Source organism: Agaribacter marinus, from assembly GCF_030160655.1.
Lineage (GTDB): Bacteria > Pseudomonadota > Gammaproteobacteria > Enterobacterales > Alteromonadaceae > Glaciecola > Glaciecola marina.
In genome coordinates this window covers 826,441-846,903 of sequence record NZ_BSOT01000005.1, presented here as the reverse complement: position 1 = coordinate 846,903, position 20,463 = coordinate 826,441, and the positions used below count along the sequence as shown (strand labels likewise).

Sequence of the window (20,463 nt, the reverse complement as noted above, 5' to 3'; positions counted from 1 at the left end):
TCATGGCAGAGCATATTGTAAAGCGCAGGCTTGACTACGAAAAGCCCGACTTTTTAATTAGTGAAACAGCGTTAACCTTTGATTTATTTCCTGAAAAAACCGTCGTCACAAGTGTACTACTGGTAAAGCGGCAAAATACAAAGGCAAGTCATATTACCTTGGATGGCGAAGAGTTGTGCCTGGTATCTGTCAGTGTTAACGATAAAGCGCTATCCTCAGACGAATACGAATTAAATGCGTCAGGGTTAAAACTATGCATAGATTGCGATTCTGTAGAGCTAAAAATTGTCACAGAAATAAACCCTAAACAGAACACCTCACTCGAAGGCTTATATTATACGCAGGACGCGTATTGCACACAGTGTGAAGCGGAAGGGTTTCGTAAAATAACGTATTACTTAGACAGGCCAGACGTACTTTCTATATTTACTGTGACAATACGCACGACGGATGCGCCAAATAAGTATCTCTTGTCTAACGGCAATTTAGTGAAGCGATATAAAGAAGGTGATACTGATATTGCTGTTTGGCACGATCCCCATCCAAAGCCAAGTTATTTATTTGCGCTTGTGGCGGGCGATTTTGATTTGTTAGTTGACACCTTCATTACGCGCTCAGGCAGAGTAGTTAACCTAGAGCTTTATCTTGAAAAAGGTCGCTTGCAACAAGGTCAACACGCCCTTGATTCGCTTAAAAAAGCAATGAAGTGGGATGAAGATACCTACGGGCTTGAATATGATTTAGATGTCTACATGGTCGTTGCTGTTGATTTCTTCAACATGGGGGCGATGGAGAATAAAGGACTCAATGTTTTCAATTCTAAATTTGTACTTGCAGATGCTAAAACAGCCACTGACGAAGACTTTTTTAATATTGAATCTATCATTGCTCATGAATATTTCCATAACTGGACAGGGAATCGGGTAACGTGTAGAGATTGGTTTCAATTAAGCTTAAAGGAAGGCTTAACGGTATTTCGAGATCAACAATTTAGCGCGGATATGAGTAGCTACTTGTCGACAAGAATCTCCCAAGTAAAAGTTATGCGTGAACATCAATTTGTTGAAGACACAGGGCCTATGAGCCACCCAATACGCCCTGATGAAGTGATGGAAATGAATAACTTCTATACCGTTACAGTATATGACAAAGGCGCTGAAGTAATCAGAATGTTACATACCTTGTTGTCTGCTGAGGGATTTAGAAAAGGTATGGATTTGTATTTTGCTCGCCATGATGGCGAGGCCGTTACTTGTGACGACTTTGTTGATGCTATGGCAACTGCAAATAATATGGATTTGCAGCATTTTAGGCAATGGTATTCGCAAAGTGGCACGCCATTGATTGCGGTAAGTAAAAAAGAAAATGACTTGGCCGCAACAACGGAGTTTACGTTTACGCAAGTAAACCCTAAAACGGCTGACCAAAAAGAGAAATCGCCTTTATTTGTGCCAATAGTTGCTGAGTTTTTAGATACGTCTGGCAAGGTAGTTGACGCCCCTAGCTTAACCAATAGTAGCATTATTGTGAATGAGCAACACAATTCGTTTTCAGTCGAAGGGACAAATTTAACGCCTGTATTGTTAGATAAATTTTCTGCGCCTGTCGTCATAGATTATGACTACTCAATACCTGAACTACTTCATATTATTAGGTATGCAAGTTCTAGTTATGCCAAATGGGACGCTAGTCAACGCGTTTTTAGTGCGTGTATTCAAGCGCGCTATGCTATGCAAATAAGCAACGCAACCCCGAGAGGTGACAAACTCATCAATAATAGAAACACACTTGACGTTCAGGGTGTTTTGTCTGAGTACGCGAACGTTTTAGTCAATGCAGATATAGAGGGTGACGTACTCGTTGAGTTATTGTCATTACCAAGCACAGAAACAGCGCGAACAGGCCTTAAGACGATAGATCCAATTGCGTTTGAAGACGCGAGTGAGTATGTGCAAAAATCGTTTGCCGAACATATAGGAGGTCATGCGTTAGCGTGCCTTAGTGCTAGTCAAGTAGCTACATATCAGTATTCAGTTGAGCAGGTGAACCAGCGAGCATTAAATGCTAGTTGGTTGAAGTTAGCTGTATTGAATGAAGATACACGCAATGCTGCACTACTTGAGATTGAGCAGCGTTATATTCAATCAGACAACATGACCGATAGGCTGAATTGTCTGAAGGTTTGCCAAATTGAGAATATTGATTTATTCGATAAATTGATGTCTAGTTTTGAGCAAGAGTTTGGACACGATGCGGTGATTATGGATAAATGGTTTGGCTTACACGCCACCACAAAACGCGTCGATATTCTTGCACAGTTAGATTTACTTCGAGCACATGGTCAATTTACGATTAATAACCCTAACAAAGTTAGGGCGTTAATCGGTAGTTTTGCATTTTACAACACGCTTGGGTTTCACCAAAAACATGGGGCGGGATATAAATATTTAGGTGATTATTTATTGGATTTAGATAAAGTGAACCCACAAGTAGCTAGTAGAATTGTCACCCCCTTACTTCAATTTGAGAGTTTTAACGAGCCTTACAAGTCGCTAATGAAGTCTCAAATTGAGCGAATCTTTACTAGCAAAGGCCTCAGCAGAGATCTATTTGAAAAAGCTAGCAAAGCACTTACTTCTAGCGCTAACTAACGTATTCGCGCATTATATTTAGTCAGTGACTAGTCTATTAACCCTCTACGATTTCAACGCTTATGGATAAAACGTTTACGTTTTCGGTTTCAATGAATTATGCCCAATGTCAGGATTTATACCTTACTGATATCAAATACATTGTCGTTGAAGACAAAGATGGAAAACGTCTTCAATTATTGAAAAAGCATATTCTCAAGTTTTTAACCCCATCTGGCATTTTTGGTGTATTTAAACTCATCGTCGACGAAAATAACAACTTCAAAACACTCATCAGATTATCTTAGTAGAGTGCAAAAAGTATAAAAATCAAAGTAGTAGATGTAATTGGCTTCAACTGGTACGATTAGTTCTTGCGATTAATATAAAATAATGTAATATTTTTGTTAATTCAGAACTTGTGTCTACACTAATTAGTAGTATCGCTTAAATTGGAGAAAGTACACGCATGTCAAAAAAGCCTCGTGCATATAATAAAACGACAGTAGCAGTGGGAGTTGCCGCAGTATTATCCGCAGCATCTTTAAGTGCAAATGCAGCAAATTGGAATTTCGGTGATTTAGACGTCACTTTAGATTCAAACTTCACGCTTGCTACCAGCATTCGTGTCGAAGACAGAGATCAAAGCCTGATCGGAAATAGTAACAGCCCTCAATTTGACTGGCGTGGTTATAACGCTGCGACAAACGTAATTTATCCTAGTGCTGATGTTTGGGCGAGAGGAAATGGCGCATATTCTACAAATGGCGATTTAGGTAACTTAAGTTTCGATCCTGGTGAGGCATTTTCAACGCAAGTCGTCGGGTTACACGAATTAGATGTGAGGTACGGCGACTTTGGATTTTTTGCGCGAGGTTTCTATTTTTATGATTTTGAGTTGATGGACTCAGACCGTGATTGGCAAAATCCGATAACGGGTAATACAGTCGATCCTTGTCGCGATGATAAAGCGCGTGATGAGTTGTGTCGAGATATTCGATTATTGGACTTCTTCGTTTATGCTGATTTTTATGCTGGTGATGTACCAATCAGTATTCGCCTAGGTGACCAAGTGGTATCTTGGGGAGAGAGCACATTTATTCAGCATGGTATAAATACGACAAATCCAGTCGATGTTACTCGTGCAAGGGCACCAGGGGCTGAGCTCAAAGAAGTCTTTATCCCAGTAGGTATGGTGTTTGCCGATATAGGGTTTACAGATACTATGAGCTTGTCGGCTTACTATCAGTATGAATATGAACGTTCGTTGCTACCCGTCGCAGGCAGCTATTTTGCCGGCAATGACTTTGCAGGCGAGGGTGGTTCTTTCAACAATGTTCAATTGGGCTTTACTGGCAACCCTGACATTGATGCCGATACCTTGATAACGCAGTTAAATGGGATTGGGCAAGCCTTGTCTTCCGGCATGATTTCGCAAGCCCAAGCAAGTCAGGCTTACTTGGCTTACCCGACAAAAGTTGCTGTCCGCGCGAAAAGTGATGCCGCGCATGAAGAAGCTAGTGACTCAGGTCAATACGGTATTAAGTTAGGTTGGTTTGCTGAAAATTTGAATGAAACTGAGTTTGGCTTCTATCATATAAACTACCATAGTCAGCGGCCTTTAATCTCGGGCGTGACGTCTAATTTCACACCGGAAAGTATTGGTCGTGATTTGAATATGCTCGTAACTGAAGGTGTGACAAGAGATACTTTGGCAGATTTGCAGGCGTTTACGGAAGCGCGTTTTACATACCCTGAAGATATTAAATTATACGGCGTTAGTTTTAACACCAATGTCGGTGAGACTGCGCTTGCGGGTGAAATTGCTTACCGTATTGATGAGCCTTTACAAATAGATGATGTAGAGTTGTTGTATCAAGGTATGCCTGAACAGCTTGCTAACGCTGGTTTACGTCCAGATTTAGCGGGCATCTCGCAGTTGAATAATATTGGTCGTGGTGTTGGTCCGGGTGAAACGGCGGAAGGTTTCTTGCTTTCTGACACAATGCAGTTACAGATGACAGCATCGCATGTGTTTGGCCCAATATTGGGAACGGACAACTTTATTTTATTGGGTGAAGCGGGATACGTGAAGGTTGAAGACTTTCCTGACCCCGACCTTATTCGTCTAAATGCGCCAGGTACGGCGCGCACAGCGTCTTTAGAGCCTGTGCCTGGTAGCAATCCACCAAACTTCAGAGAAGGCCTGCACATTGGATTATCTGATGGGCCTGAAACCAATCCATTCTCTACCGATGATGCGTGGGGGTATCGAATTTTGGCGGTCGCTGATTTCAATAACGTGTTCTCAGGTGTTAATTTACGCGTGAGAGGTACATTTTCTCACGATGTTGACGGCACAACGCCAGATCCTCTGTTTTTATTCCAAGAAGACAGAAAATCTAGCAATTTATCATTGACCTTCGATTACTTGAATAAATGGTCATTTTCCGCGTCTTACAGCTCTTTTTGGGGAGGCTTAGGTACAACTAACGGTCTTGCAGATAGAGATTTTGCATCATTTAATATCAAGTACGCAATTTAAGGACACTAATATGATTAAAAAGATAGGGCTGATTGCAGCCAGTATTGCGATTGTGTTCTCTAGCACAACATCACTTGCAAAAGTATCTGACGCTGAAGCTGCAAAACTAGGTAACGAATTAACGCCGCTAGGTGGTGAAAAAATGGGTAATGCTGATGGCAGTATTCCAGCATGGAGTGGCGGTATTACCGCTGCTCCCGCTGGTTTTTCGCAAGGAGATTTCCATATTGATCCCTTTCCCGAAGATAAACCACTATTTACAATAACCTCAAGTAATTATAAAGAATACGGCGACCAGTTAAGTGATGGTCAAAAAGCACTTTTTGAAGCCTATCCTGATACTTTTAGGATGCCTGTGTATGTTACTCGACGGACGGCTTCAACCCCTCAAGAAATTTACGATGCGACAAAGGCAAATGCCGTCAGTGCAGAATTATTAGATGGTGGCAACGGCATTAAAGGCGCTGCTATTGGTATTCCTTTTCCTATTCCACAATCTGGGGTAGAAGCGATATGGAATCATACACTTAGGTATCGTGGGTATGGGGTACAACGGTATGGTGGGCAAGCAGCTGTTACGGCTGGTGGTGACTATAATGTTATTGGGTTTGACGAAACCTTATTACTAAAATATTCTGAATCAGGGATGACACCAGAAAGATTGCTTGAAGAAAATGTGCTGTTTAAGTTTAAGCAATCTGTGACAAGCCCCGCGAGGCTTGCCGGTACTGCATTACTAGTACACGAAACGGTTGATCAAATTAAAGAACCTCGTCAGGCTTGGACATATAATACGGGCCAACGTCGCGTAAGAAGAGCCCCCAATATTGCCTATGATGCACCGGGAACTGCCGCTGACGGTTTACGAACAACAGACGATTTTGATATATTTAATGGCTCGCCAAATCGCTATAATTGGGAGCTAAAAGGTAAAAAAGAACTTTTTATTGCGTATAACAGTTATAAACTACATAGTGATAAGGTTAAATATGAAGAAATATTACAACCTGGGCACATTAATCCTGATTTAACGCGTTACGAAAAGCACCGTGTTTGGGTGGTTGAAGCGACATTAAAAGACGAATTTAGACATATTTATCAAAAACGCGTGTTTTATATTGATGAAGACAGCTGGCAAATTCATGTCGCTGATATGTATGATAACCGTGGTGAGTTATACAGAGTAGCGTTGGCGTATGGGCTTAACTACTACGATGTGCGTACGCACTGGTCTACAATGGACGTATATCACGACCTTAATTCGCGCAGATATTTAGCCTTAGGCTTAGATAACGAAGAACGTATGTATGATTTTACTGTGCGACCCAGTGATCGGGATTTTACACCGCAAGCACTGAGACGTGAAGGCAAACGTTAGATTATAAAAACGGTTGGCCTAGCCAACCGTTTTTATTTGTAGTAAATCATTTTGAAAGGTTGTGTGTGATAAAAAAACACTTACTCATTGCTGTATTACTATTCTGTGGGCTGTTTAATACTAGTTATTCCACGTCCGCGCTGCAGACATTCATGGCGCCGTTGGTAAGCAGTTCGTTGCTATTGGATTTAGAGAACCGTGACAATCACGCTATTGCTGTAGGTGAACGAGGGCATATTGTTAAATTTGATCTCGCTAAAGAACCAGCCGACACAACGATGCGAGTTCACGTAAAACAAGTACCAGTGCCTACTACCGCTACCTTAACTGCGATAACACAAATAGAACAAAACTATTGGGCTGTTGGGCATGACGCAACTATTCTACAGTCAGTCAATAATGGTGATTCTTGGTCCTTGGTTTATTCTGATGTTGCTTTAGACCGCCCATTTTTGGATATCTTATTTTTATCTCCAACTGAGGGTATCGCGGTCGGAGCCTATGGTACGTTTTATCGAACCATCGATGGCGGAAAAACGTGGTTACCTGAATTGCATGCGTCCGTGTTAAGCAAAGAAGATATTGACTATCTCGACAGTATTAAAAATGAACCTGAATTTTATCAGGAAGAACTTGCATATATTTTGCCGCATTTTAATCGAATACGGCATGCCAATGGACGTTTGATGCTGGCTGGTGAGGCAGGCTTACTCGCGTTAAGTGACGACAGTGGCTCGTCATGGCAGCGCATGGATATGGATTATCAAGGGTCATTTTTTGACTTTGCGCAAATATCAGACAATACACAGTTAGCCGTCGGACTTCGCGGAAATATGTTTGCGCGCATTGACAATGGCAACTGGTTTTTTTTAGATACCTGTGTCACTACGTCACTTAACGCTATCATTAGTCAGGATAATGGTGCTTTTGTGGTAGGTAATGACGGTGTCATTTTATATATAGATACTGAACAACTTAACTATGTTGGTCGAGCGTCTCATAATTCGAGAACGCGCCATGCTAACGACAATTGTCAACCGCATATAGCGGTGACTCGCTTACCCAGTAATATATCGTCATCCATCGCGAATGGACTCGTATTTAACGAGTCTCTAAGTTTAGTAACGCAAGAAGGTATAAAAAAAGTAGTGGTGACAAATTAATATGAATACGTTTATTGACCGCAGCGAGCGGCTTGTATTTAAACATCGGAATAGCTTATTTGCCATTTTCGCGTTAATCACTATATTTCTATGTTACCAAGCAACGCAGCTTAAGCTAGATGCCGGTTTTACTAAGAACATTCCGTTAAACCATGAATATATGCAGACCTATATTCAGTATAAAGATAACTTTGGCGGCGCGAATAATATTCTAGTGTCGGTTTGTGATACTGATTCTGACATATTTAATCAAGCATTCTTTGATACATTAAAAGGTGTTCACGATCAGTTATTTTTTATAAATGGCGTTAACCGTTCTTTAGTCGTTTCGTTGTTCTCTCCGTCAACACGTTTTACAGAAATTGTAGAGGGTGGGTTTTCTGGTGGTCCAGTAATACCCGCAGATTTTGATTCGTCTAATCCCGCCGCACTGGACTTAGTGAAAAAGAACATTGGCAAAGCGGGTATCGTTGGTCGACAAGTGGCAAGTGATTTTTCGTGCGCGATGGTGACTGCACAATTGCTCGATATTGATCCAGAATCAGGCTTACCACTTGATACCTTGATGATTGCAGAAGAATTGGAAGCTCAATTACGTAGTGAATTCGAATCTAATGGTATCAGTATTCATATAATCGGTTTTGCGAAAATGATTGGTGATGTTGCCAACGGCGCAAAAGATGTGTTGATTTTCTTTGCTATTGCTATTGGTATAACGGCTGTTATGGTGTTTTTCTTTTGCCGTTCAGTCACATTAACGTTTTTACCCATCGTATGTTCATTTATTGCAGTTATTTGGCAATTGGGCCTACTAACCTTATTTGGTTTTGGGATGGATCCGATGTCAATCCTCGTGCCATTTTTAGTATTTGCGATTGGCGTTAGCCATGGCGTACAGATGATAAATGCAGTAGGTAAGCGAGCGGCGCAAGGGATGTCAGTTAAAGCAGCCTCGCAGCGAGCGTTTAATAGTTTGTTGCTGCCGGGAGGCATTGCCTTATTGTCTGATACTATTGGTTTTATGACATTGATGGTTATCGATATCGGCATTATTCGAGAGCTTGCGATCACTGCTTCAATGGGGGTTGCTGTCATTATTTTAACAAACCTGTTGTTACTACCCATTTTAATGTCGTACATACGTCTATCTGAAAAAAATAAACGCCATTATTTGGAAAAGTCGCATGGCGGTGAGTTTTGGAAATTTATCGCGGGGTTTGCAGGTAAAAAATATGCACCGGCAATCGTAATCGCTACATCTATATTATTCATACTTGGCTACGTTCAATCACAACAGCTTAAAATTGGTGATTTACATGCAGGTGCGCCAGCCTTGCATGGAGATTCACGATACAATCAAGACACTTTTTTGATTACTGATCGGTACGAAATTACAGTCGACTATATATCAGTCATTGTTGAGGCTACGCCAGAAGCCTGTACAAGTCATTCAGTGATGTCGGCGATAGATGATTTTCAATGGCGGATGCAGAATGTACCTGGTGTTCAATCCGCGATATCTTTAGCGTCAGTAGCAAAAAAAGTGAACGCTGGTTATAACGAAGGGAATCCAAAATGGCACGTTCTGCCTCGTAATCAATCGACGATGGTGCAAGCTGTGTCGAGAGTGCCAACGTCTTCAGGTTTGTTGAATGGTGATTGCTCGGCAATGCCGATCATTTTATTTATGGAAGATCATAAGGCAGAAACCATAAACACCATCGTGGATGCAGTAAAAGCCTTACGAGACGAATATTCGTCCGAGGATCTCGCGTTTAGATTGGCGTCAGGCCCGGTAGGTGTAATGGCGGCGACAAATGAAGCGGTAAAATCGTCACAAATCCCGATGTTGTTTTATGTGTTTGGGGCAGTCATTCTTTTATGTCTGTTGAGCTTTAGATCGCTAAGAGCAACGCTAGCCGTCGTCATTCCGCTTTATGTTGTATCCATATTAGCGCAAGCGCTAATGACATTCTTAGACATTGGACTCACAGTATCTACCTTACCAGTTATTGCATTGGGTGTTGGCATCGGCGTTGATTACGGTATTTACATACTGTCAACGATGAATACTAAGTTAAAACAAGGCTTAGGCGTCCAACAGGCTTATTATGAGGCACTGAAAGAACGCGGCAGTGCCGTGTTGTTTACCGGCATCACGTTAGCGATAGGCGTGAGTACTTGGGTATTCTCATCTCTAAAATTCCAAGTTGATATGGGGATTCTTTTAACCTTTATGTTTTTAGTGAACATGCTCGGCGCGATCATTGTCTTGCCTGCGATCGCGCGTTTGCTATGGTATAAAAAATCACCTGGCAAATAAGCTGTTCCAAATTATTTTTACTTAAGTATTTATTAAAAAGCCCTAAGGGGCTTTTTTTATGCAATAAAAGAATATAGTCATGCAAGTTGTAAAAAATTGGTTATTTTTTAGTAGTAAACTATTAATATTTTTAGGAAAATGTCCGATAGAAGTCTATATTCAATAGAATACGTGTAATAAGTGATACGGAATGTTACTTATTTTAAAGACTCACTAATCACACTAACGACAGAAGAATTTGGGACAATTTATGACGGTGACCAAGCAAAAAAATTCGGTGCTGTTGGAGCAAGTTTTTTCACTAATACACAGCAAAGTAAATCCTGAACAAGCAAGTTTAGTCCAACAATTTGGACAAATACTTTTAAAAAATATGTCCTTCGACGACCTCCAAGGACGCAGCGATAGCGATTTGTATGGCGCTATTTTGAGCTTATGGCAGCAATTACAAGATAAGCATTCAGGTAAATCCATCATCAAAGTATTTAATCCTGAGATCGCTAAACACGGCTGGCAGTCATCACATACCATTATTGAATTGATAGTCGATGACATGCCGTTTTTGGTCGATTCAATTCGAATGGCCATCAATCGTATGAATATTACGTCACACTTGATGTTGCATGCACCAATGCATATAAGCCGTGACAAACATAATCGTGTTAGCGCTTTTTCTGACGCTTCATCTCGTAAAAAGAATGATGTGTCTGAAACCGTATTCTTTATTGAGATTGACCGCCAATCACGCGCGAGTGATATTGAAGCATTAACTGCCGAATTAGATTCTGTGGTAAGTGATGTTTCACTTTCGGTAAGTGACTGGCATCCAATGCGCGATAAATTAGCGGATGTGACAAAAGACTTTGATAAGTCAAAAAGTAAAGCGGATAAAGACGTTAAATCACAAGGTAAAACGTTTTTAAACTGGCTAAATGATCATAATTTTACCTTAATGGGCTACCGTTATTATGATGTAAAAGCCGTTGAAGGCGATCACCGATGGATCCCTAAAAACGATAGCAGTTTGGGTTTGATGAAAAACTCAATTAACGATCGTGACAGATTGCTATCAAATTTACCTGCTAGTGCACGTGAAGAAGCTTTATCTAACAAGCCGTTAATTTTAACAAAGACGAATTCATACTCTAAAGTACACCGTCCAGCTTACATGGATTATATTGGCATTAAGGTATTTGATAGTAGCGGCAATGTCTGTGGTGAGCATCGTTTCTTAGGCCTTTACTCTGCAGCATTTTACAATAGCAGCGCCGCAGATTTACCGATGTTGAAAGAAAAAATTGACCGCATGTGTCAAATTTCTGGGTTTGAGGTAGGAACACATGCTTATAAAGCCTTTGTGAATATCGTCGAAACGTACCCTAGGGATGAGCTAATACAAACCCCCGATGATGAACTTGCCAAGATCATTATGGGTATTTTTCAAATGCAGGAACGCGGTATTAGCCGTTTTTTTGTGCGTAAAGACGCTTTTGGACGATTTTTTTCGTGCATGGTGTACGTACCACGAGAACGTTACAACACAAAGTTAAGGCGTGAAACGCAGGCCCTGTTGAAACGGTCTCTAAAGGCGAAAGGTGATGTTGAGTTTACGACGTACTTCTCTGAGTCTGTGTATGCGAGAACGCATTATATTGCGCGTGTTGATAACAATAATATGGAGTTCGATGTGAACGAAATTGAAAACAATATCGTCGAATTAACCAAAACATGGCAAGACAAATTAAATCTTAAAATCGTTTCTGCGTACGGTGAAGAGAAGGGTAAAGGTATTCAGCAAAAGTACAGCAACGCCTTTTCCCATAGTTATGCCGATCAAAATCTGCCAAGTGCAGCCTTAGTTGACTTACAACGAATCGAAGAATTATGTGACGACAATTGCTTAGATATTCTTTTTTACAGACCTCAAGAGGAAGGTAGTGAAAGCGATGTTGTGAAACTAAAACTTTATCATCGGCACGAACCAATACATTTGTCAGATGTGTTGCCGATGCTTGAGAATTTTGGTTTACGGGTGATTGACGAAAGCCCCTACAAAGTCACCAGTGAAGATGGTGCTGTGAATTGGGTAATGGACTTTAGTATGCTACATAAACGTAGCAGCGATTTTGACATGGAAAAAGCACAGGCGCTTTTTCAAGACGGTTTTGCCAATGTATGGGATACCAAGTTAGAAGACGATGCCTTTAACCGACTCATACTTGGGGCGAGTATTACTGGCCGGATGGTAACGATCGTTCGCGCTTACGCCAAATACATGCGCCAAATTGGCTCATCATTTAGTATCGACTATATTGCCAATACAATGGCAAGTTATCCCGATATTGCTAAGTCACTTATTAGTTTATTTGATTTGATTTTTAACCCGAAAATTAAACGTAATCAGAAGAAAATAGACAGTACTGAAAAAGCGATACTAGCGTCTTTAGATGCGGTATCTAACTTGGACGATGATCGTATTATTCGTCGTTATTTAGATTTAATTAAGGCAACGTTGCGGACTAATTTTTATCAAAAAGATAATGAAGGTAACGCAAAACCTTATATCTCGTTTAAGTTATTACCTGAAATTATTCCTGACATGCCGTTGCCCATGCCAAAGTTTGAAATTTTTGTGTACTCCCCAAGAATTGAAGGTGTGCACTTGCGTGGGGGTAAAGTGGCGCGTGGTGGTTTGCGTTGGTCTGACCGAATGGAAGATTTTAGAACAGAGATCTTAGGCCTAGTAAAAGCACAACAGGTTAAAAATACCGTCATTGTGCCGGTCGGCGCTAAAGGTGGTTTTGTATGTAAGTGTATGCCAGAGAACGCCGATAGAGCGGCAATTCAGGAAGAAGGGCAAGCGTGTTACAAAACCTTTATCCGGAGTTTACTGGACATTACCGATAACATTGTAGATGGCAAAGTTGTGTACCCTGAAAGTGTGGTTCGTCTAGATGAAGATGACCCATATCTGGTCGTTGCGGCAGATAAAGGCACAGCGACGTTCTCAGATATCGCTAATGGTATTTCTGATGAATTCAATTTTTGGTTAGGTGATGCTTTTGCTTCTGGCGGCAGCGTAGGTTATGACCATAAGAAAATGGGGATTACTGCCCGTGGTGCCTGGGAGTCGGTAAAACGCCACTTCAGAGAAATTGGTATCGATTGCCAAACGACACCTTTTACATGCGTCGCAGTTGGCGATATGGCTGGTGATGTATTTGGGAATGGTATGTTGTTGTCTGAATACACAAGACTGGTATCTGCATTTAATCATTTACATATATTTTTCGACCCGGACCCAGACCCAAAAACTACTTACAAAGAGCGTCTACGTTTATTTGAAGACCCTTCTTTGTCGTGGGATGACTATAATCGGAAACTCATCTCCAAAGGCGGTGGTATTTTTAAACGTAGCGAAAAATCGATTAAGCTCAGTCCCGAAATGAAGAAATGTTTAGGTACTAAGCAGGCAACAATGACGCCAAATGAACTTGTGCATAACATCCTAAAAATGCCCGTAGACCTTATTTGGAATGGTGGCATTGGCACATACATCAAAAGCTCTGCGGAGTCTCATGCGGAAGTAGGAGATAGAGCCAATGATAGTTTACGAGTGAACGGGAATGAAGTCCGCGCTAAGATAGTAGGCGAGGGCGGGAATCTTGGCGTAACGCAGCTTGGCCGCATTGAATACGCGGCACATGGCGGCCGTGTCAACACCGACTTTATCGACAACGTCGGCGGGGTTGATTGTTCGGACAACGAAGTAAACATCAAAATCTTACTTAATAACCTTGTTAGTAACGGTGATTTAACCGTTAAGCAACGAAACAACTTACTTTATGATATGACGGATGACGTATCGACGATTGTACTAGAGGATTGTTATCGTCAGACCCAATCTATTTCTATCACCGAGCTTGGCGGTGTAAAACAAATAAAAGAACAGCTTCGTTTTATACATGGCCTAGAACGCGAGGGTGCACTAAATCGTGAACTCGAATTTATTCCGAGCGATGACGAAATATCTGAGCGAGTGGTGACTGGTAAAGGGTTAACGCGGCCAGAATTATCTGTATTGATTGCTTACGGTAAAATGGTATTAAAAGAGCAATTCAATATACCCGAAATCACCCAAAACCCATACTATAATCAGCACCTAGAACTAGCATTTCCCGGGGTGTTGAGAAGTAAATTTAGTGCGCAAATGCAGGAGCATCCATTACGTGGCGAAATTATTGCCACTAAACTTGCGAACGAAATTGTTAACGATATGGGCTTAAACTTTGTTTATCGTATTAAGGAAGAGACCGGCGCAGAGGTGGCTGACATTGTGCAGGCATTTTCGGTAGTAAAAGGTGTTTTCCAAATGTCTGATTTATGGTGCGCCGTAGAAAATTTGGATAATGTCATTGATGCAAATGTTCAACTCGAAGTGCTTGATGATATGCGTCGAGCATTACGCAGAACATGTCGTTGGTTTATACGTCATGGCGAAAAAGACTTGGCCATCGACAAAGCCATTGCCAAGTATCGAAAAGCATTTGAAGTTGTTAGCGCCAATTTACACAATTTCTTGGTTAACGAAGAAGTGCAAGAAGTTGAAAAGCGCACACAAGAGCTTATTGACAACCATGTGGGAGAGTCGGAAGCTAAGCGTATTGCGTCTTTAAGTAACTTGTTCTCATGTTTGGACTTGGCACAAGTGGCAGAAGAAGAGTCATATGACGTAGAACTAGTGGCGCGAATTTATTATCAATTAGGTAATAAGTTTGAGTTACATTGGTTTTTACAACAGATCAATAACCAATCCGTTGCCAATCATTGGCAAGCATTGGCAAGGGCTTCATACCGAGAAGAACTTGATTGGCAGCAACGTGCTTTGGCTATTGTTATATTAAACTCAAGTAGCAAGAAACAAAGTGCAGACGAGATTTTAGATGCTTGGACACAAGCTAATAAGCCTAAGTTAGCGCGTTGGCATCATATGATGTCTGAGTTTAAAACGTCAGATAACCATGAGTTTGCAAAATTTTCTGTCGCTTTACGTGAATTGATGCTGTTAAGTATAAGCACTAACCATTAAAATAGCGCACCAAGTGCAAAACAAGCCCTGCATTGCAGGGCTTTTTTATGAGAAAACTGTGTATTCATTAGTTCAAAAAACCTTATTACGCTGCGATCCTGAGTGGAGCCATGATGTTTCCCTTGGATTTCTAAAACGCTCTCAACACAATGTGTTAAATAGCCTCTACAAACAAACTGTACCCAATAAGCCTGTCACGTGCTTTGGTCTCAATTTTCCAAATGCGGTTGGTTTAGCTGCGGGTTTAGACAAAAATGCTGAGTGCATAGATGCGTTTGCCGCAATGGGGTTTGGCTTTATTGAAGTCGGCACAGTAACGCCTAAACCTCAAGCGGGGAACGAAAAACCGCGTTTGTTTCGCTTACCTGAGCATCAGGCAATTATTAATCGCATGGGCTTTAACAATAAAGGCGTTGATTACTTAGTTGAACGTGTAAAAGAAAGTAAATTTGATGGTATTTTGGGTATTAATATTGGTAAAAATAAAACCACACCTGAAGAGAGTGCCCTTGATGATTATTTAATATGCTTAAATAAAGTTTACCCACATGCATCATACATCACGATCAATATTTCTTCGCCAAACACACCGGGATTGCGTAATTTACAGTTTGGTGATGCGCTGGAAACCTTACTTTGTGGCTTAAAAGAAGCGCAACTTAAGCAACAACAAGCGACAGGGAAATATGTACCATTGCTAGTTAAAATTGCCCCAGACAATGACGAAATCGCGATTGCTCAAATTGCAGAACAATTAATAGCGACTGAAATGGATGGAGTTATAGCCACAAACACAACCTTAGCGCGCGACACTGTTATAGGGCATGTACACGCAAATGAGATGGGGGGGCTAAGTGGTAAAGTGCTGCGAGATAAAAGCCAAGAAATTACACGCTTACTTGCGGATAAACTGGGCGGGAAGTTACCCATTATTGGGGTTGGTGGTATTACCAATACAGATGACGCCAAAGCGCGTATAAATGCAGGTGCTAGCTTACTACAAGTATATTCGTCCTTTATATACCAAGGCCCCAAACTAATTAAAGAGCTCGTGAATGCCTGATATTATTGTTACCACGTCAACCGGTATAGAAGAATTACTCAAAATTGAAATTGCGGATTTATGTGATGAGACAGATTTAGACAGTATCCGAGTTAAGCCCGGGCAATGTCGTTTTAGCGCTGATTTGCGCGCAGCGTATACGCTTTGTTTGCACAGCAGACTCGCAAACCGAGTACTTGTAGTGCTTGCTTCTGGTAGAGCTGACGATGCAGAAAAGCTGTACTCTCTAGCCAGTAGTGTTAAATGGCCAGACGTGTTTGCCAGCGATACGCCTTTTTTAATCACTGCGCGGGGCGCCAATAGGGAGTTGCGTAATACGCAGTTTATTGCGCAAAAAGTAAAAGACGCCGTCGTCGATAGTTTTCAAGAGCAACAATTGCCGCGTCCAAATGTGGACAAAAGCAACGCTTACATAAAGTTTCAAGTAAGGGTGTTTAGAGAGCACGCTGATATATGCGTTGATTTTAGCGGTAATAGCTTACATATGCGAGGATACCGCTTAGACACTGGCGACGCCCCACTAAAAGAACATGTGGCCGTTGCGATGCTAAAACGCAGTGGGTGGCAACCAAATGGCGATACGCCATTGCTAGATCCTATGTGCGGCTCTGGTACCATCGCGATAGAAGCTGCCATGATGGCCGCCAATATCCCACCGAATATGCATCGTGACATGTGGGGCTTCGACTTTTATTTAGGGCATAAATTACGGACTTGGCAAGCAATAGAAGCAAAGGCTGAAGCACAAATTAGCAAGCCCAAGATGCCAATTTTTGGCTCGGATGTCAGCATGATAGTGGTAGAAAAAGCCATTGAAAATGCGACGCGTGCAAATGTCATCGATTATATTGAGTTTAAGCAAGTGGATGCACTTCAGTTACGTCCACCGACAGAAAGTGGGCAAATCGTATCTAATCCGCCCTACGGAGAACGACTCGGTGAATTTGCCAGCATGTTACCGCTTTATGATGAATTAGGGGAACATTTTAAGACGCACTTTGCCAACTGGCAACTCGCCTTACTTTGTAGTGAACAAAGTCTACTCAAAGCTTTAAAATTGCGGGCACATAAACGTTATCAATTGTTCAACGGTAAGCTTGAGTGTCAGCTAGCGTTATATGAGATGACCGAAGGGAATTTAGAAATGTTCTCAGTCGTCGATGAGAACAGCGAACTAGCGAATCGCCTAAAGAAAAACATAAAAAAACTATCCAAGTGGATTAATAAAGGTCACACAGACGCCTATCGTGTTTACGATGCAGATTTACCAAATTACAATTTTGCGATTGACAGGTATGGCGATTGGGTGATTCTGCAAGAGTATCAAGCGCCTAAATCGATTCCTGAAAAAGTGGCAAATGAACGTTTACAGCATGCCATTTTGCATGTGCCCAAAGCACTCGGTATCGATCCTAAAAAGTTAGTTGTTAAAACACGTAAAAAACAGGCCGGCAAGAATCAATACGAAAAAAACAAAACTAAACCAAGTCGAGAAGTTTCGACAAGACACAAGCGTTTTACCGTGCATGAGTATGGCGCTAAATTTTGGATTAACCCAAAAGACTACTTAGACGTTGGTTTGTTTTTAGATCATCGAGAAACTAGGCAAATGTTTGCGGCACAATGCGCTGGTGCAGATGTACTTAATTTGTTTTGTTATACTGGCAGCGTGTCAGTGCATGCAGCACTTAGTGGTGCACGTTCGGTAACCTCAGTGGATATGTCGAACACATATCTACAGTGGGCAAAAGACAACTTTGTGCTAAACGGCATTAAAGGCGCCAATGTATTTGAGCAAGCAAACTGTATTGAATGGGTAGCGCAAGCGCAGCAAAGAAAACAATGCCGCTACGATAGAATATTCTTAGATCCACCGTCATTTTCTAACTCAAAGCGAATGCAGGATACATGGGATGTGCAACGCGATCACATTGCCTTGATTGAATCGGTAAAAGCGATTTTAAAGCCAAACGGCAAAATTTTCTTTAGTAACAATTTACGTAGTTTTCAGTTAGACGAAACAGCGATAGTCGCGTCTGGGTTTACGATCCAAAATATAACTAAACAAAGTATCCCTGAAGATTTTTCGAGAAATCAAAAAATTCATCACTGTTGGGTATTAAGTTTATGAAGTTAATTCTGTTTACAGGGCCAAATTGTGGCTTATGCTTACAAGCCAAGGCGCTTGTAAGCTTGCTCGGTAGAGATGATTTGATTGTTGAAGAAGTTAATGTGCGCAATAACGTTGATTTATATCACCGGTATGGCGCGCGTATTCCGGTGCTAAAACGTGACGATAGTAAAAAAGAATTAGGATGGATTTTTGATAGTAAGCAACTTGAAGAATTTTTAGCATGAGTTTAGTGCAAGTAATTAACGGCAGCATTATTTTTGGGCAGCCACCGCTATTGGATGGTGCCAATTTTAACGTTCATGAAAATGAGCGTTTGTGTATCTTAGGACGCAACGGCAGCGGAAAATCGACCTTGCTTAAAGTGTTGAGCAAAGACATTAAGCTAGATGATGGACAATTGTTGTTTAGCCATGAGTTAGTGATATCAAGACTGTCGCAAGATCCGCCACAACGAACAGATGTAAGTATATTTGATTACGTTGCAGAAGGGCTAAAAGATAACGCCGATTTACTCAAACGTTATAATAAACAAACCGCACTTGTTGTTGACGATCCCTCTGAGACTAACCTCAATAAGCTACAGACCTTGCAGGAGCAACTGGAAACTAAAAATGCCTGGGGCTTAGAACAGCGGATTCACCAGTTGTTGACGCAATTTGACCTTGTACCAGAATCAAGCCTAGCCGCACTGTCTGGCGGTTGGCGACGAAAGGCGGCACTTGCGCGTGCCATGGTACAATCGCCGGACATCTTACTATTAGATGAACCGACTAACCACTTAGACATCGATACCGTCAAATGGTTAGAGGACACTGTGATGTCTTTTCAAGGTGCCGTTGTGTTTATCAGTCATGACAGGGCATTCATTAAACGTGTTGCTACACGCATATTAGATATTGATCGCGGTAAAGTGACATCTTACGACACAAACTATGACGATTATCTTGTTAAAAAAGCCCACGACTTAGAGGTTGAGGCGGAGCAAAATAAACTCTTTGATAAGAAGTTAGCGCAAGAAGAAGTGTGGATACGTCAAGGTATCAAAGCTCGGCGGACACGCAACGAAGGACGAGTCAGAGCGTTAAAGGCACTTAGAAATGAATTTAAAGAACGTCGAAACCTAAGTGGCAATGCGGTTATTACTGCAACAAATACTACGCGCTCCGGTAAACGTATCTTTGAGTTAGAAAACGTGAGTTATGGGTTTTCAAACAAAACAATTGTGAATGGGCTTAACGTATTGATCAGTCGCGGCGACAAGCTGGCGCTTATTGGCCCTAATGGTTCAGGTAAAACGACGTTTATCAAATTATTGCTGGGTGAGCTTAGCCCAGATAAAGGCGAGATCATTCGTGGGACGAATATCGAAGTGGCTTACTTTGATCAGCACCGTAGTCAACTAGATCTGGAAAAAACAGTGATAGATACGGTTGCAGATGGGAAGCGCGATCTCGTTGTGAATGGACATAATCGTCACGTCATTAGCTATCTACAAGACTACTTATTTACGCCTGAACGCGCAAATGTGCCGGTTAAAGCGCTCTCAGGTGGAGAGAAAAACCGCCTAATGCTAGCCAAGCTCATGCTCAAGCCAAATAACTTATTGATACTGGATGAACCAACTAATGATCTGGATGTCGAAACACTCGAACTCCTAGAGTCATTATTAATGGATTATGAAGGAACGCTATTGTTGGTCAGTCATGATCGTATTTTTATCGACAATGTTGTAACAAGCTGTTTGTCTTTTGAAAACAATGGTAATATTCGCCAGTTTGTTGGTGGGTACGCAGATATGGCTGCTTGGTATGCGCAACAAGAAAAACATATTCAGGCGACTGTCGAAAGCGAAAAGAAAGAAAAAGAGAAGCCTCAAAAGTCGTCAAACAGTAATAATAAAAGTGGAAAGTTATCTTACAAGGAATCAAGAGAGCTAACATTGTTACCTCAAGAAATTGATACCATCGAAACAGACATTGAAACTCTGCAAGAAAAGATTAACCATCCAGATTTTTTTCAAAAAAACGTTGATGAAACCCAGCCAGTATTGGATGAATTAGCTAAGCTAGAAGAAAAGCTAGATGCGACATTTGAACGTTGGCAGATATTAGAAGATAAGAATAATAACGCGCAGTAAG

General features: G+C 41.4%; 11 protein-coding genes. All 11 read left to right on the top strand.

Annotation, left to right across the window (positions count from 1 at the left end; all coding sequences use genetic code 11):
• Window positions 1-2 precede the first annotated feature (2 nt).
• The 11 genes from pepN (at window position 3) to uup (ending at window position 20,462) form a co-directional block, all read left to right on the top strand.
• Entirely contained in the window at window positions 3-2,651 is a 2,649-nt protein-coding gene (gene pepN / locus QQK00_RS05310) for an aminopeptidase N (protein WP_284216438.1), read from the top strand.
• 62 nt (window positions 2,652-2,713) lie between these two features.
• Window positions 2,714-2,938 carry a DUF2835 family protein gene (locus tag QQK00_RS05305; RefSeq protein ID WP_284216437.1) on the top strand — a complete coding sequence of 75 codons (225 nt, stop codon included), beginning with the start codon at window positions 2,714-2,716 and terminating at the stop codon, window positions 2,936-2,938.
• A 161-nt stretch (window positions 2,939-3,099) separates the two neighbouring features.
• Entirely contained in the window at window positions 3,100-5,175 is a 2,076-nt protein-coding gene (locus QQK00_RS05300) for a DUF1302 domain-containing protein (protein WP_284216436.1), read from the top strand.
• A gap of 10 nt (window positions 5,176-5,185) precedes the next feature.
• Window positions 5,186-6,553: a DUF1329 domain-containing protein gene (locus tag QQK00_RS05295; RefSeq protein ID WP_284216435.1), complete on the top strand. Its 1,368-nt coding sequence runs from the start codon at window positions 5,186-5,188 to the stop codon at window positions 6,551-6,553.
• A 65-nt stretch (window positions 6,554-6,618) separates the two neighbouring features.
• Complete coding sequence (locus QQK00_RS05290) at window positions 6,619-7,716, top strand: WD40/YVTN/BNR-like repeat-containing protein (RefSeq protein WP_284216434.1); 1,098 nt, start codon at window positions 6,619-6,621, stop codon at window positions 7,714-7,716.
• Between the two features lies 1 nt (window position 7,717).
• Window positions 7,718-10,039: an efflux RND transporter permease subunit gene (locus QQK00_RS05285; protein ID WP_284216433.1), complete on the top strand. Its 2,322-nt coding sequence runs from the start codon at window positions 7,718-7,720 to the stop codon at window positions 10,037-10,039.
• A 250-nt stretch (window positions 10,040-10,289) separates the two neighbouring features.
• Complete coding sequence (locus QQK00_RS05280; RefSeq protein WP_284216432.1) at window positions 10,290-15,128, top strand: NAD-glutamate dehydrogenase; 4,839 nt, start codon at window positions 10,290-10,292, stop codon at window positions 15,126-15,128.
• 58 nt (window positions 15,129-15,186) lie between these two features.
• Entirely contained in the window at window positions 15,187-16,191 is a 1,005-nt protein-coding gene (gene pyrD / locus QQK00_RS05275; RefSeq protein WP_284216431.1) for a quinone-dependent dihydroorotate dehydrogenase, read from the top strand.
• Window positions 16,184-18,322 carry a bifunctional 23S rRNA (guanine(2069)-N(7))-methyltransferase RlmK/23S rRNA (guanine(2445)-N(2))-methyltransferase RlmL gene (gene rlmKL / locus QQK00_RS05270; RefSeq protein ID WP_284216430.1) on the top strand — a complete coding sequence of 713 codons (2,139 nt, stop codon included), beginning with the start codon at window positions 16,184-16,186 and terminating at the stop codon, window positions 18,320-18,322. The genes pyrD and rlmKL overlap by 8 nt, the downstream gene beginning before the upstream one ends.
• Window positions 18,319-18,549, top strand: a complete 231-nt coding sequence (locus QQK00_RS05265) for a glutaredoxin family protein (protein WP_284216429.1) — start codon at window positions 18,319-18,321, stop codon at window positions 18,547-18,549. The genes rlmKL and QQK00_RS05265 overlap by 4 nt, the downstream gene beginning before the upstream one ends.
• Window positions 18,546-20,462 (top strand): ATP-binding cassette ATPase Uup, encoded by a 1,917-nt coding sequence (uup, locus tag QQK00_RS05260; RefSeq protein WP_284216428.1) that lies wholly within the window; start codon window positions 18,546-18,548, stop codon window positions 20,460-20,462. The genes QQK00_RS05265 and uup overlap by 4 nt, the downstream gene beginning before the upstream one ends.
• Window position 20,463 lies beyond the last annotated feature (1 nt).